This is a genomic window from Streptomyces sp. NPDC000404, assembly GCF_040300365.1.
Lineage (GTDB): Bacteria > Actinomycetota > Actinomycetes > Streptomycetales > Streptomycetaceae > Streptomyces > Streptomyces ramulosus.
On record NZ_JBEPDN010000011.1, the window covers coordinates 50,246 to 64,476 of the forward strand.

Genomic DNA, 14,231 nt, shown 5'->3' on the forward strand with positions numbered 1-14,231 from the left:
GGGCCGGGCCACACTGTCGGCGGCAGCCGTTAGGCTGGGTGCGTGGCAGTCGTCGATGTTTCCGAAGAGCTGAAGTCCCTCTCCTCGACCATGGGGTCGATCGAGGCCGTCCTGGACCTCGACAAGATGAGGGCCGATATCGCCGTGCTCGAGGAGCAGGCCGCGGCCCCGTCCCTGTGGGACGACCCGGAGAGCGCACAGAAGATCACCAGCCGGCTCTCGTACCTCCAGGGCCAGCTGCGCCGCGCCGAGGAGCTGCGCGGCCGCGTCGACGACCTGGAGGTCCTCTTCGAGCTGGCCGAGGCCGAGGACGACGAGGACACCCGCACCGAGGCCGAGAGCGAGCTGGCCGCCGTCCGCAAGGCGGTCGACGAGCTGGAGGTCCGCACCCTGCTCTCCGGCGAGTACGACTCCCGTGAGGCCGTCGTCAACATCCGCGCCGAGGCCGGCGGCGTGGACGCCGCGGACTTCGCCGAGAAGCTCCAGCGGATGTATCTGCGCTGGGCCGAGCGCCACGGCTACAAGACCGAGCTGTACGAGACCTCGTACGCCGAGGAGGCCGGCATCAAGTCGACCACCTTCGCCGTCCAGGTCCCGTACGCCTACGGCACCCTCTCGGTCGAGCAGGGCACCCACCGTCTGGTGCGCATCTCGCCGTTCGACAACCAGGGCCGCCGCCAGACGTCGTTCGCCGGCGTCGAGGTGCTGCCGGTCGTCGAGCAGACCGACCACATCGAGATCGACGAGTCCGAGCTGCGGGTGGACGTCTACCGCTCCTCCGGCCCCGGCGGCCAGGGCGTCAACACCACGGACTCCGCGGTCCGCCTGACGCACATCCCCACCGGCATCGTCGTCTCCTGCCAGAACGAGCGCTCGCAGATCCAGAACAAGGCGACCGCGATGAACGTCCTCCAGGCGAAGCTCCTCGAGCGCCGCCGCCAGGAGGAGCAGGCGAAGATGGACGCGCTCAAGGGCGACGGCGGCAACTCCTGGGGCAACCAGATGCGTTCGTACGTCCTGCACCCGTACCAGATGGTCAAGGACCTGCGCACGGAGTTCGAGGTCGGCAACCCGACGGCGGTCCTCGACGGCGACATCGACGGCTTCCTGGAGGCGGGCATCCGCTGGCGCAAGCAGCAGGAGCAGGAGGCCGGGAAGTAGGGCGCCCGCGCCCCGCACACCGGCCCCGCCGCACCCCGCGGCCGCCGCCCGCGCCACCCGCGGCGACGTGGAAACAACTGTTCCTCCTCGGAGGGCAGTTGTTTTTGCTTTCGGCGGCCAGGTCACAGTCGTACGTCCATGTAACGCCCAATTCCTACTCTTTCGGACGCCGCGACTTTATTCGACCTTGACGATGCCGGGAGAACTCGGAAGGCTGGGATCGGCATACGTCTGTCCGGGGCGTGCGTCGAACGGGGAGACGGCAGGCCCGCCGAGGCGGTGTCAGGTTTCGTATACGCCCCGGTCCGCGCCCCCGTACAGCGGTGCTCCATAACGAGTTCAGCTACTGGGGGTAGCAGACATATGACCAAGAAGACGCGGCTGCGCGTAGCGCGCATTGCGGCCGGTGCGGTGATCGCGGCCGGTGCGTCGCTCACCGCCGCCGGCGCCGCCTCCGCGGCGACGCCCGAGGGTCAGGTTCAGGGCCAGAAGCCGTGCCCGGACTGGGACATCTTCGACCTCTGCCACATCGGCGGCAACGGCGGTTCCACCGGCGGTGACGACAACGGCGGCACCACCGGCGGCGAGGACGGCGGCCAGGACAGCGGCGGCTCCGACGGCGGCTCCATCGCGGGCACCGACGGCGGCTCGATCGCCGGTACCGACGGCGGCACCGTGGACGGCGGCACGACCGACGGTGGCACGACCGACGGTGGCACCACCGATGGCGGCACGATCGATGGCGGCACCACCGACGGTGGCACCACTGACGGTGGTACGACCGACGGCGGCACCACCGACGGCGGCACCACTGACGGTGGCACCACCGATGGCGGGACGACCGATGGCGGCACGACTGACGGTGGTACGACCGACGGTGGCACCACCGATGGCGGCACCACCGACGGTGGCGCCAACGGCGGCCACGACAACGGCGGCACCAACGGCGGTCACGACAACGGTGGCAACTCCGGCGGCCACGGCACCGGCGGTAACTCCGGTGGCCACGGCAACGGCGGCAGCACCGGTGGTCACGGCACCAGCGGCTCCACCGGCGACGGCACCGGCACCGACAACGCCGGCAGCAAGCCGATCGAGCAGCCGGGCCAGGCCAACGAGCAGATCGGGGACACCCCCGGCCCGGCCAAGCAGCAGCCCAAGGGCGGCGAGCTGGCCGAGACCGGTGCCTCCGGTACGACCTTCCTGCTGGTGGGCGCCGCGACGATGATCGCCGGTGGTATCGGCTTCCGCCTGATGCCGCGCCTGATCAACAAGAACGGTGGCGGCGCGGCCGCGGCCTGACGCCGATCCGCAGCACCACGACCGAGGGCCCGGAGCGCCACCGCGCACCGGGCCCTCGGGCCGTACCGGACACCTCACCCGGCGTCACCGCGCACGGGGCGCGGGAGCGCACCGCCGCCTCAGACGGCCTGGTGCAGCAGCAGCCCCACCGCGACGAGGGCCACCAGCAGCGCCACCAGCAGTGCCGGGTTGACCTGGGCGAACAGGCTCTGCTGCTGAAGCCGCTCACGGCTGGCGCGGCACACGGGGCAGCGGCCCTCGTTCACAGGGGCCGCGCAGTTGGCGCACACCAATCGGTCGTACGTCATGCGACCTCCTTCTTCCTCCGCCCCAACGCTCCGGGGGACGTGAGTGTTCCCTCTACCACTGTGCCAGCTCGGTCACCGAACGGCGCGTCCCGCCGGAATGGACTGGTTTTGTCCCCCGGGCGCCGTGACCAAACGCACCAACCACGGATGCTGACTACGCCGCCGAATGAGGTTCGCGTAGGGTCACGCACACCGACGGGAGCCGCAACCCGGCAACCCGTGCCCCTACCCAGGTCGACCGTGGTGCATCTGTGATCCGATTCGACAACGTCTCCAAGACTTACCCGAAGCAGAACCGCCCCGCACTCAGGGATGTCTCCCTGGAGATCGAGCGTGGCGAGTTCGTCTTCCTGGTGGGCTCCTCGGGCTCCGGTAAGTCCACCTTCCTGCGGCTGCTGTTGCGCGAGGAGCGCGCCAGCCACGGTGCCGTGCACGTGCTGGGGAAGGACCTCGCGAAGCTGTCCAACTGGAAGGTGCCGCAGATGCGGCGCCAGTTGGGCACCGTCTTCCAGGACTTCCGGCTCCTTCCCAACAAGACGGTCGGCCAGAACGTCGCCTTCGCCCTCGAAGTCATCGGCAAGCCGCGCGGCCAGATCCGCAAGACGGTCCCCGAGGTCCTCGAACTCGTTGGTCTGGGCGGCAAGGAGGACCGCATGCCGGGCGAGCTGTCCGGTGGTGAGCAGCAGCGCGTCGCCATCGCGCGTGCCTTCGTCAACCGCCCCATGCTCCTCATCGCGGACGAGCCGACCGGCAACCTCGACCCGCAGACCTCCGTCGGCATCATGAAGCTGCTGGACCGGATCAACCGGACCGGTACGACGGTGGTCATGGCCACCCACGATCAGCAGATCGTCGACCAGATGCGTAAGCGGGTCATGGAACTAGAGAAGGGCCGGCTCGTACGCGACCAGTCGCGCGGCGTTTACGGCTACCAGCACTGAAAGGACGCCATGCGCGCCCAGTTCGTCCTGTCGGAGATCGGCGTCGGTCTCCGCCGTAACCTCACGATGACCTTCGCCGTCATCGTCTCCGTAGCCCTCTCGCTCGGTCTGTTCGGCGCCTCGCTGCTGATGAGCGACCAGGTCGACACCATGAAGGGCTACTGGTACGACAAGGTCAACGTCTCCATCTTCTTCTGCAACAAGAACGACCCCTCCGGCGCCAACTGCGCCAAGGGCGCCGCGACCGAGCAGCAGAAGGCGGAGATCAAAGCGGACCTGGAGCGGCTGCCGATCGTGCAGAAGCCGGTCCTCTACGAGTCCAGCGACCAGGCGTACAAGCACTACAAGGAGCAGTTCGGCGACACGCCCGTCGCCGGTCTGGTCACGCCCGACCAGCTGCCGGAGTCCTTCCGGGTCAAGCTGAAGGACCCGACGAAGTACGAGGTCATCAAGTCGGCGTTCTCCGAGCGGCCCGGTGTCCAGGAGGTCCAGGACCAACGCGACACCGTCGAGCCGCTGTTCAACCTCCTCGACGGCATGCGGATCGCGGCGCTCTGCGTCATGGGCCTGATGCTGGTCGTTGCGCTGCTGCTGATCGTCAACACCGTCCGGGTGTCGGCGTTCAGCCGCCGCAGGGAGACCGGCATCATGCGGCTGGTCGGTGCCTCCAGCTTCTACATCCAGATGCCGTTCATCATGGAGGCGGCCATCGCGGGCCTGATCGGCGCCGCCTTCGCCTGTGTGCTGATCATCGGCGGCAAGTACGCCCTGATCAACAACTGGCTGGCCGAGAAGATCAAGGTCGTGGACTTCATCGGCTGGGATTCGGTCGTCTCCGTCCTGCCGCTGATCCTCCTCATCGGTCTGGTGATGCCCGCCTTCGCCGCGTTCTTCGCCTTGCGCAAGTACCTCAAGGTGTGACATCCCCCCGCCCCCGGCAACAGGCGCCGTACGGTCAACTCACCGTGCGGCGCCTTTGCGTCGCCTAGACTCACCGCCATGTTGCGCCCGTGTCTGTCCGTCAGGCCCCGCCGCATCCGCCGCGGCACGGCGTCGGCGTTGACTCTCGCGACCGTCCTGGTGACCGGCGCCGCCGCGGGCAGCTGGCACGCCGGCCACACCGCGCACCCCCGCCCCGAGCCGCGCGCCGCGGCCGGCACCCGTACGGCCGACCGGGCGGCGGTCGAGAAGGCGGCGGCCGAGGCGATGGCCGCCGGGAAGTCCGGGGCGCAGGCGGCGGCCGAGGTGGTCAGCCGCAGCGGCGACCGCTGGTCGACGATCTACACCGCCGGGGAGTTCGAGGACTTCCAGCGGCAGCTCGACGGGGACTACGTCGGCGTCGGGCTCTGGCTGCGGCAGGCGCGCGGCGGCCGGATGGAGGTCTCACGGGTGCGCTCCGGCGGCCCCGCGGACCGCGCCGGGACCGCCCGGGGCGACCGGCTGGTGGCGGTCGACGGCCGTCCGGTCCGGGGCCGTCCGGTCACCGAGGTCGTGGGCCTGCTGCGCGGCGACGGCACGGTTGGCCGGGGGCGCGCCGGTACCCCCGTCGAGCTGGCGTTCCAGCGCGGCGCCCGGAAATGGACCACCACCGTCCACCGCGCCCGGCTGCGCAGCCAGGACGTCACCACGGACCGTCCGGCCGGGGCGTCGGGCCCGGTGCGGATCCGGGTCGCGGCGTTCACGAAGGGCAGCGGCGCGGCGATCCGGGACGCGGTGCGCGCCGCCCCGCCGGGCGCCGGTCTCCTGCTGGATCTGCGCGGCAACACCGGCGGCCTGGTCGACGAGGCCACCGCCGCCGCCTCCGCCTTCCTCGACGGCGGGCTGGTCGCGACGTACGACGTGCACGGCCGCCAGCGGGCGCTGTACGCGGCCGACGGCAAGAACACCCGGGTGCCGCTGGTGGTGATCGTCGACGGCGGCACGATGAGCGCGGCCGAGCTGCTGGCCGGGGCGTTGCAGGACCGCGGCCGGGCGGTGGTCGTCGGCGCGCCGACCTTCGGGAAGGGGTCGGTGCAGATGCCGAGCACGCTGCCGGACGGGTCGGTCGCGGAGCTGACCGTCGGCCATTACCGCACTCCGGCCGGGCGGACGGTCGACGGGCACGGGATCACGCCGGACCTCAGCGTCGGGGACGGGGCGACCGCGCGGGCCGTCACGGTATTGAGTGGCCTCGGCACCGGGGCTTAGTGCGAAAATGGCAGGACTATGGCTAAGCAGAAGAAGGACAAGGATCCCGGGCGCAAGCTCGTCGCGCAGCACAAGAAAGCGCGCCACGATTACCACATTCTGGACACTTATGAGTGCGGTCTGGTGCTGAGCGGTACCGAGGTGAAGTCGCTCCGGCAGGGCCGCGCCTCGCTCGTCGACGGTTTCGTCCACATCGACGGCAACGAGGCATGGCTGCACAACGTGCACATTCCCGAATACGCACAGGGCACCTGGACCAACCACGCGGCCCGCCGGAAGCGGAAGCTGCTGATGCACCGCGCGGAGATCGACAAGCTGGACGCCAAGAGCCAGGAATCCGGTCATACGGTCGTGCCGCTGGCGCTCTACTTCAACAAGGACGGCCGGGCGAAGGTCGAGATCGCGCTGGCCAAGGGCAAGAAGGAGTACGACAAGCGGCAGACGCTCCGCGAGCAGCAGGACCGCCGTGAGGCGGAGCGCGCGGTCTCCGCGGCGCGCCGTCGCCAGCGCGGCTGACCTGCGGGGCGAGCCGCCCGCCGCCGGCCCCGGAATACGCTGGCACCGTCGCGCGTTGTTCACGTACGATGGCTACGCACCCCAGCGAGGGTGTGCGGTCCCGTGACCGTTGTCCGGCTTTCGCCGGGCGGGGCGCGGTGCTTTTGAAAAAACAACATGGGGATGATCGGTTTCGACAGCGGATGTCGAAGCAGGGGAAGCGAGTCGAGGAAGCGGCAATGATCTCGTTAACCATGTGTCGCAACCAATAATCGCCAACACCAAGCGCGATTCCTTCGCCCTCGCTGCCTAAGTAGCGACCTGCGAAGTGTCAGCCCGGGGATGTTCCCGACCCGGATCCTGGCATCAGCTAGGGAACTAAACTTCTGATCCCGGTCACGGGGTTCAGAAGGAAATCAAACAGTGACTGAGCCCGTCGGAGACTTGTCCGCGTGATCTCCGGGGCCGAGAAAATCGCAGCGGACTGCACTCGGAGAAGCCCTGATTCCGCACCGTTGGACGCGGGTTCGATTCCCGCCATCTCCACAATTCCCATGTGAGGCCCAGGCCCCGGATGTCCGTCAGGACGCCGGGGCCTGAGTCGTTTCCACGGCCGCCGTGGCCGGTGCCGGGCGCCGCGTCGTAGCCAGCGCCACCGCCAGGGCGAGCGCCGCCGCCAGGGCGGGTACGGCGTAGGGGCCCGCGGCGCCGGGCGGCAGCAGGTCCACGGTGCGGCCGCCGGCCGCCGAACCGGCCGCGATGCCGGTCAGCAGCGCCGTCACCGCCAGCGTCATCCCCTCGTTCAGCCGCTCGGCGGGGGTCCGGGCGGTCAGCAGCGCCATTCCGGCGATCATGGCGGGGGCGGTGGCCGCCCCGGCGACCAGGAGCGCACCGGCGACGAGCGGCAGCCGTCCGGTGGCGGCGGCGAGCGGCACCGCCGTCAGCAGTGCGGCCATCGCGGTGAGCGCGGCCACCAGCCGCCGGCGCGGCTGCGCGGCGGGCGGCCGCAGCCCGCACAGCAGCCCCGCGACGCAGGACCCGGCCGCCTGGAGCGCCAGCATCGCCCCCGCGGCGGACCGCGCGCCGTGCCCGTCGGCGTAGGCGACGGTGACCACCTCCATCGAGCCGAAGACCGCGCCGGTGGCGGTGAAGACCGCCAGCAGCGGCGGCAGGCCGGGCGTGCGGAGCGGGGAGCGGGCCGGGCGGGCCGCGCTCGGTGCGGGCGCGGCGACCGGCGGTTCGGTGCGACGCTGGGCGGCGAGGAGCAGGACGCCGGTGAGCAGCAGGGCGGCGGCGACGGTGGTGCCGGCCTCCGGGAAGAGCGTGGTGCACAGCAAGGTGGCCAGCAACGGGCCGAGCAGGAAGCAGAGTTCGTCCGCGGCCTGTTCGAAGGAGTGGGCGGTGTGCCGGGCGGCCGGGTCGTCGCGCAGCAGATGCGCCCAGCGGGCCCGGGCCATGCCGCCGGTGTTCGGGGTGGTGGCGGTCGCCGCGGTGCAGAGGAAGAGCGTCCAGACCGGGGCGCCGCCGCGAACGCAGAGCACGAGCGCGACGGATCCCGCGACGGCGAGGGCGGTGGCCGGGACGGCGACGCGGGCCTGGCCGTGGCGGTCGACGAGCCGCGCCGTCCAGGGACCGACGACCGCGGTGGCGGCGAGGGCGGTCGCGGTGACCGCTCCGGCCAGCGCGTACGAGCCGTGGATGCGGGCGATCATCAGCAGCGCGCTGACGTTCAGCATGCCCATCGGCAGCCGCGCCAGCAGCCCGGCGGCGGTGAACGCGCGGGCGCCGGGCCGGGCGAAGAGGCGGGCGTAGGGGGCGAGCGGGGAGGGGCGCCGGGGGCGCGCGGGGCGGGCGGTCACGGGGCGGGCGGCGAGGAAGAGGATCACCCTTTTACGGTGGCCGGGCGCGCGCGGCGCGTCCAACACCTGTCAACGGCCCTTTCACGCAACTCCGTTGTGAGTTCGGTGCCCGGCTGCCAGGCTGGCGCGATGCCCCGTGACATCGACCCCCGGTTGCTGCGTGCCTTCACCGCCGTCGCCGACGAACTCCATTTCACCCGCGCCGCGGCCCGGCTCCACATCGCCCAGCAGGCGCTCAGCCGGGATGTGCGGCGGCTGGAGCGGGAGGTGGGGGCGAGCCTGTTCGTCCGGACGACGCGGCGGGTGGCGCTGACGGCGGACGGGGAGCGGCTGCTGCCGTACGCGCGGCGGGTGCTGGCGGCCCACGAGGCGCTGGCCGACGCGTTCGGGGCCACCGCGGACCGGCCGCTGCTGGTCGACGTCGGGGCGCCGGTCGGGACGGGGCACCGGGTGCTGGAGGCGGCCCGGGAGCGGCTGCCGGACAGCTGTGAGCTGGTGGCGCGCTTCCACGGCGGGCTGGCGGGCGCGGCCGGGGAGATCGCGGCCGGGCGGCTGGACGTGTCGTTCGGCCGGTACGCCGGGCTGGAGCCGGGGGTGCGGGCGGGCCTGGCGCAGCAGCCGGTGCGGCTGGAGCCGATGGCGGTGCTGCTGGAAGCGGGGCATCCGCTGGCCGGGCGGGCGGCCGTGCCGCTGTCCGCGCTGGCCGGGGAGACGCTGTACGCGGCCGCCGGCAATGCGCGGACCACGGAGTGGACCGACCTCGCGGCGCGGCTCTTCGCGGGCCGGGGGATCGTGATGGCCGCGCCGTTCCCGGAGATCGACGGGGAGCGGGAGTTCGTCCGGATGGTGCGGAAGCGGGGCTGGTCGGTGCTGGCGAGCACGGAGTTCATCGAGGTCCCCGGGATGGTGCTGCGGCCGCTGGCGGATCCGGTGCCGCTGTCGCCGGTGAGCCTGGTGTGGCGACGGGGGCTGCGGCATCCGGGCCTCGACGCGCTGCGGGCGGCGGCCCGCGCGCTGGCCGCCGAGGGCCGCTGGCTGACGCCGCCCGGCGCGCCGGCATGGCTGCCGGAGGAGGACGCGGCGGTGATGGGGACGGCGGTGCCGCGGGCGCCCTCCTCCGGGGGCGCGTCCGCCGCTACAGCAGGTACGCCAGGGTGAGCAGGACGGCGCCCACCGGGGTGCAGACGACGGCCAGGGCGCGGAAGACGGCGGCCTTGCGGCGCTCGACGCCGAGGAGGTCCTGCTCGGAGACGGCGGCCATCAGGAACGGGCTGCCGTCCTCGGGGGCGCCGACCGTCAGCGCGCCGCGCTCGTCGTCGCGCGCCTCGCCGCGGGCGTAGAAGCGGGAGCCGGCGGCGACCGTCCACTCCTCCTGCTGGAAGCCGAGGGTGCGTTCGTTGCGGGTGATGCCGGGGATGTCGAGGAGCCCGAGGGGCTTGTCGTGGCCGGGCCGGTAGACCTCGAACCGGTCGTGGGTCTTCGGGGCCTGGTCGATCAGCCGGTCCCCGGGCAGCACGGTCGTCCGGCCCGAGGCGTCCTCGACGAGGAACGGCGTGGGGCTGAGGAAGTCCGACACCACCTCGCTGCGCCGCCGGCGCCGGTTCGGCCCGCTGCCGCGGGTCTCGAACCTGCGGGTGATGCGGGTGCGGTACCAGACGCACTCGGTCTGGGCGAGATCCGAGGTCAGCGGGCCGGACGGAGACGGCCGGACGACCCCGGCGACCTCGGTGAGCTGCCGGAACGCGCCCGGTCCGACCGCGTCGAGCGCCGCCCGGTGCAGCTGCGCCAGCTCCTGCGCGGACAGCGTCTCGGTGGTGATCATGGTGTGCACGCGCTTTTTCGCGCGCAGCAGCTGAAAGGCGCTCACCACGCCCAGTCCGACGAGGAAGATCCCCAGAAACGGAATCACGCGTCCCCCTCAACTCCTTCGACGTGCGGCCGGGTCTTTTCCTTCGGCGTACGGCCGGGTCCTTCGCTCGGTGGCCGGGCCCGTACGGGATTCCGGTGCGTCCCGTACGGGGCTTCGCCCGTCCCGTACGGGTCAGGGCGCGTCCCCTACGGGCTCGGGCGCGTCCCCTACGGGGCCGGTGCCGTCCCCTGCGGGATGCGGTGCCGTCCCCTGCGGGATGCGGCGGCTCAGCGGAACAGTTCGCGGAGTCTGCGGTAGGTGTCGGTCAGCGAACCGGCGGTCTGGCGCACCGCGCGGATCAGATGGCCGACGGCGAACCAGCCGAGGACCAGCAGGGCGAGACCACCAAGCGCCCACTCCCACCACTTCATGCGTGTTCCCCCGTGTGCGGATCCGGCCGGGGAGGGAGTCTACCGGCGGGCTTCCCGGGCGCCGGTGCCCCGGATGTCCCCGGGTTCCGGGGGGAATCGCCGCGTCGTCGCCCGGCTCCCGGCTCCCGGGCGCGTTGCGCGGTGCGCCGGGTCGTATGCGCCGGGTCGTATACGTCCGAAGCGGTGGCCGGGGGCGTGCCGGGGCCCGGGTGCGGGGCGGGCGGGCCGTGCGGTGCCGCCTGCGGCGACGCCCCGGTAACAGGCGGGAAATCCCGGTGGTCCGCGGCCGACACGGGACCTTGGCAGACTCGGTGTTCCGGCGCCGCCCGAGCCGCGGCGGCCCGGAGGCGGACGGGGGCCACACCACGCGGGGCGGAGCGGGACGACGACCATGGACGAGGCAGAGCGGGATGCGGGGACGGGCGCGGGGCGGGCACCGGACGCCGGTACGGGCGCGACGGCCGGGCCGGACCGGGCGGCAGGTGCGGACACCGGCCGCGGCACCCCCTACGGGACGGCCGGCGCGGGCCCCGGGCCGGGCGGTCCCCGTGGGACGGGCGAGGTGCCGCCGCTGGCCGGGTTCACCGTAGGGGTGACCGCGGCGCGGCGGGCGCAGGAGCTGGGGGCGCTGCTGGAGCGGCGCGGGGCGCAGGTGGTGTACGCACCGGCGCTGCGCATCGTGCCGCTCGCCGACGACGCCGAGCTGCTGACCGCCACCCGTGAACTGCTCGACCGCCTGCCGGACGTCGTCGTCGCGACCACCGGCATCGGCTTCCGCGGCTGGATCGAGGCGGCCGAGGGCTGGGGGCTGGGCGAGGCGCTGCTCGACCGGCTGGCCCGGGTGGAGCTGCTGGCGCGCGGCCCCAAGGTGCGCGGCGCGATCCGGGCCGCCGGGCTGACCGAGAAGTGGTCACCGGCGTCCGAGTCCATGGCGGAGGTCCTCGACCGGCTGCTGGCGGACGGGGTGCGCGGGCAGCGGATCGCGGTCCAGCTGCACGGGGAGCCGCTGCCCGGGTTCGTCGAGGCGCTGCGGGCGGCCGGTGCGGAGGTCGTCGGGGTGCCGGTCTACCGCTGGCTGCCGCCGGACGACCTGGGACCGGTCGACCGGCTGCTCGACGCGCTGACCGGGCACGGGCTGGACGCGGTGACGTTCACCAGCGCACCGGCGGCCAGTTCGCTGCTGCGCCGGGCGGCGGAGCGCGGGATGCGCGGCGAGGTGGTGGCGGCGCTGACGCGGGAGGTCCCGGCGGTGTGCGTGGGGCCGGTCACCGCGCTGCCGCTCCAGGCGTACGACATCCCCGTCCTCCAGCCCGAACGCTTCCGGATCGGGCCGCTGGTGCAGCTGCTCTGCCGGGAACTGCCCGGCCGGGCGCGGCGGTTGCCGGTGGCCGGGCGGCTGCTGGAGATCCGCGGGCGGGCGGTGCTGGTCGACGGTGCGCTGCGGCCGGTGCCCCCGGCCGGGATGGCGCTGCTGCGGGCGCTGGTCCGGCGCCCGGGCTGGGTGGTCTCCCGCGCCGACCTGCTGCGCGCGCTGCCCGGTGCCGGGCGGGACGAGCACGCGGTCGAGACGGCGATGGCCCGGCTGCGGACGGCGCTGGGCGACCCGAAGCTGATCCACACGGTCGTGAAACGCGGGTACCGGCTGGCGCTCGATCCGCGGGAGGGCGCGCAGAAGTACGGGGGAGCGTAGGGGCCCCGGCCCGTAAGGGAGCGGAACCCGTCCCTTACGGGCCGCGCCGGCCGCCCGTAAGGGAAGCCGGGGCGGGTACCCGGCGCGCACGCCGCGTGCGGTCTCACTCCGGGTTCGTCACCCGGATCTTGGACTGGCCGTGCTTGCGGGTCTCCCAGTCGTCCATGAAGCGGGCCCGCAGGCCGTGCTTCTCGGCGAGGCGGATCAGCGTCTCGGTGCGGTAGTAGAAGTCCTCGCGCAGCACCTGGTGTTCGGTGCCCTCGGTGCGGTCGAAGGTGAAGTCGAAGAAGCCGCCGGGCGCCAGGACGCGGCCGACGTGCGCGAGGCACTCGTCGATGACGGGGAGCGGCGAGTGGGAGAAGACGCTGTGGGCGTGGACGACGTCGAAGTGGCCGGACGGCAGGAAGTCCAGCTTCAGGTCCTGGGTGATCGTCAGATGCGGCAGCTTGTCCTGGAGCCCGTAGGTGGTCAGGGTCTTCTTCGCGGAGATCAGGATGTCCGGCGAGATGTCGATGCCGTAGTAGTGGCCCGCATCGAGGTGGGCGATGAAGCGCCAGCCGGCCCGGAGGTTGCCGCAGCCTATGTCGAGCATCCGTTGCTTCGGCGTCAGCCCGTGCTCCACGAGGTAGTCGAACTGCATCTGCCCCAGTGCCAGCCAGCGTTCGTGCGTCTGGCTGCCCACCGCCGCCTCGGGGTTGCGGCCCGCGTCGGAGGCCATCACGGCGCGGTAGTAGGCGACATGTCCGGGGTGGCGCAGCCGCAGCCAGGTGTCGCGCGCGGTGCGGCGGACGTACGGGGCGATCTTCGCCGGGTTGCGGACCGCGTAGCCGACCTTGTGGGACAGGCTCGACCGGTTGGTGTGCAAGGTGGTGCGCGACATGGTGACCTTCGTCCTTCGGGTGCGGGCGGGCCGGGCGCCGGTGGGCGACACGGCATACCGGGCCGGGCGGAGGCGGGGGCCGTCCGCGGCGCCACGGCCCGGACTGTACACCAGCTGTATACGCGGAATGTATAGACGGGGCGCGTACGGCGACGGATGGCGTGGGGTGAGGTCAACGGCCGTGCGGTCCCGGTCGGTTCGCCGGTCGGTTCGTCCGTACGGGAGAAGGGCGGGGCGCGGGCCGGGGCTGCGGTGCGCGGGGCCGGCCGGGTCGGGCGCGGGAGGTGACGGCGGCCCGTCACGCCGGGCACTCTGGTGTCGCATCCTCGATTCCGAAGGAGTGATCAGGAGCATGGCGGCGCCTGACGAGGGCCTGCGGTTCGACTGCGGGCGGATCTGCCTGGACCTGCTGGCCACCTGCGGCAAGGCGGGCGAACTCCTCACCGGGCCCGAACAGTTGAGACACTGGCTGACCGGTTCCGGGGCGGTGCCCCCGGGCACCGAGCTGGACGGGGTCAACGGCCGCTGGGTGGCGCGTTTCCGGGGGCTGCGCGAGGTGGTGCGGCGGGTGGTCCACGCCGAACTCTCCGGCGGCGAGGCCGTGATCGATCTGGACCTGCTCAACGCCACCGCCGCGGCCGCCGGTCCGCCCGCAGTCGAGGCGGTACGCGGCCCGGACGGCGCCCTCACCCCGCGGCTCGCCCGCCCGGCCGACCGCGCGGCGCTGCTCGCCACCGTCGCCCGCGACGCCGTCGACCTGCTCACCGACCACGCCGTCCGCGACCGGCTCCGCCGGTGCGAGGGCGCCCACTGCCGCCTGCTCTTCCTGGACACCTCCCGCGGCCGGCGCCGCCGCTGGTGCTCCAGCGGCGTCTGCGGCAACCGCGCACGCGTCGCCCGGCACCGCAGGCGCGCGGCGGACCGGGGCGGGGGAGCGGCGGGGGGCGCGGGGGCCGCGGGGCCCGAGGGGGCGCCGCCGTCGGAAGCCCGCGGGGCCGGGGAGGCGGAGGTGACGCGAGGTGCGGGCCGGGAGCCGGACGCCGGCTTGGAGCCGGACGCCCGCCGGGAGCCCGACGCCCGCCGGGAGCCGGGCGCAACCCTGGAGCCGGAGGGCTGACGGGGCCGGCG

14 protein-coding genes and 1 other RNA gene are annotated in these 14,231 nt (G+C 73.1%); 10 read left to right on the forward strand and 5 right to left on the reverse strand.

Annotated features, from left to right (window positions below; genetic code table 11):
* The first annotated feature begins 42 nt into the window (after window positions 1–42).
* Window positions 43–1,161, forward strand: a complete 1,119-nt coding sequence (gene prfB / locus ABT345_RS21625) for a peptide chain release factor 2 (protein WP_345084933.1) — start codon at window positions 43–45, stop codon at window positions 1,159–1,161.
* Between the two features lie 363 nt (window positions 1,162–1,524).
* A complete protein-coding gene (locus ABT345_RS21630; RefSeq protein ID WP_345084930.1) occupies window positions 1,525–2,463 on the forward strand; it encodes an LPXTG cell wall anchor domain-containing protein in 939 nt (312 codons plus the stop codon).
* Between the two features lie 119 nt (window positions 2,464–2,582).
* Here the strand turns inward: ABT345_RS21630 and ABT345_RS21635 are convergent, their stop codons facing one another.
* Complete coding sequence (locus tag ABT345_RS21635) at window positions 2,583–2,771, reverse strand: hypothetical protein (RefSeq protein WP_030287589.1); 189 nt, start codon at window positions 2,769–2,771, stop codon at window positions 2,583–2,585.
* Between the two features lie 251 nt (window positions 2,772–3,022).
* Between ABT345_RS21635 and ftsE the strand changes: the two genes are divergently transcribed.
* The 5 genes from ftsE (at window position 3,023) to ssrA (ending at window position 6,943) form a co-directional block, all read left to right on the forward strand.
* The gene (ftsE, locus tag ABT345_RS21640; RefSeq protein ID WP_030287586.1) at window positions 3,023–3,712 is read left to right on the forward strand and encodes a cell division ATP-binding protein FtsE; all 690 of its coding nucleotides are present in this window, start codon (window positions 3,023–3,025) and stop codon (window positions 3,710–3,712) included.
* Window positions 3,713–3,721: 9 nt separating this feature from the next.
* Window positions 3,722–4,633, forward strand: a complete 912-nt coding sequence (gene ftsX, locus ABT345_RS21645) for a permease-like cell division protein FtsX (protein WP_345084922.1) — start codon at window positions 3,722–3,724, stop codon at window positions 4,631–4,633.
* Between the two features lie 78 nt (window positions 4,634–4,711).
* Entirely contained in the window at window positions 4,712–5,899 is a 1,188-nt protein-coding gene (locus ABT345_RS21650; protein ID WP_345084919.1) for a S41 family peptidase, read from the forward strand.
* Between the two features lie 18 nt (window positions 5,900–5,917).
* The gene (gene smpB, locus ABT345_RS21655) at window positions 5,918–6,415 is read left to right on the forward strand and encodes an SsrA-binding protein SmpB (protein ID WP_345084916.1); all 498 of its coding nucleotides are present in this window, start codon (window positions 5,918–5,920) and stop codon (window positions 6,413–6,415) included.
* A 158-nt stretch (window positions 6,416–6,573) separates the two neighbouring features.
* Window positions 6,574–6,943, forward strand: a transfer-messenger RNA (tmRNA) gene (ssrA, locus tag ABT345_RS21660).
* Window positions 6,944–6,975: 32 nt separating this feature from the next.
* Here the strand turns inward: ssrA and ABT345_RS21665 are convergent.
* Window positions 6,976–8,280 (reverse strand): MFS transporter, encoded by a 1,305-nt coding sequence (locus ABT345_RS21665; protein WP_386460332.1) that lies wholly within the window; start codon window positions 8,278–8,280, stop codon window positions 6,976–6,978.
* 102 nt (window positions 8,281–8,382) lie between these two features.
* On the opposite strand from ABT345_RS21665, the gene ABT345_RS21670 reads away from it, so the two are divergent.
* Window positions 8,383–9,411, forward strand: a complete 1,029-nt coding sequence (locus ABT345_RS21670) for a LysR family transcriptional regulator (protein WP_345084913.1) — start codon at window positions 8,383–8,385, stop codon at window positions 9,409–9,411.
* Here ABT345_RS21670 and ABT345_RS21675 read toward each other — a convergent pair.
* Together ABT345_RS21675 and ABT345_RS21680 are read right to left on the reverse strand one after the other, a co-directional pair.
* The gene (locus ABT345_RS21675) at window positions 9,389–10,162 is read right to left on the reverse strand and encodes a GIDE domain-containing protein (protein ID WP_345084910.1); all 774 of its coding nucleotides are present in this window, start codon (window positions 10,160–10,162) and stop codon (window positions 9,389–9,391) included. The two genes, ABT345_RS21670 and ABT345_RS21675, sit on opposite strands and share 23 nt — an antisense overlap.
* A gap of 227 nt (window positions 10,163–10,389) precedes the next feature.
* Entirely contained in the window at window positions 10,390–10,533 is a 144-nt protein-coding gene (locus ABT345_RS21680) for a hypothetical protein (RefSeq protein ID WP_345084907.1), read from the reverse strand.
* A gap of 391 nt (window positions 10,534–10,924) precedes the next feature.
* Here ABT345_RS21680 and ABT345_RS21685 point away from each other — a divergent pair, with 391 nt between their 5' ends.
* Window positions 10,925–12,223 carry a uroporphyrinogen-III synthase gene (locus tag ABT345_RS21685; protein WP_345084904.1) on the forward strand — a complete coding sequence of 433 codons (1,299 nt, stop codon included), beginning with the start codon at window positions 10,925–10,927 and terminating at the stop codon, window positions 12,221–12,223.
* Between the two features lie 103 nt (window positions 12,224–12,326).
* Here ABT345_RS21685 and ABT345_RS21690 read toward each other — a convergent pair whose 3' ends face one another.
* Entirely contained in the window at window positions 12,327–13,103 is a 777-nt protein-coding gene (locus ABT345_RS21690) for a class I SAM-dependent methyltransferase (RefSeq protein WP_345084901.1), read from the reverse strand.
* 352 nt (window positions 13,104–13,455) lie between these two features.
* Here ABT345_RS21690 and ABT345_RS21695 point away from each other — a divergent pair, with 352 nt between their 5' ends.
* Window positions 13,456–14,220, forward strand: coding sequence for a CGNR zinc finger domain-containing protein (locus tag ABT345_RS21695; protein WP_345084898.1), 765 nt, complete (start codon window positions 13,456–13,458; stop codon window positions 14,218–14,220).
* Window positions 14,221–14,231: the final 11 nt, after the last annotated feature.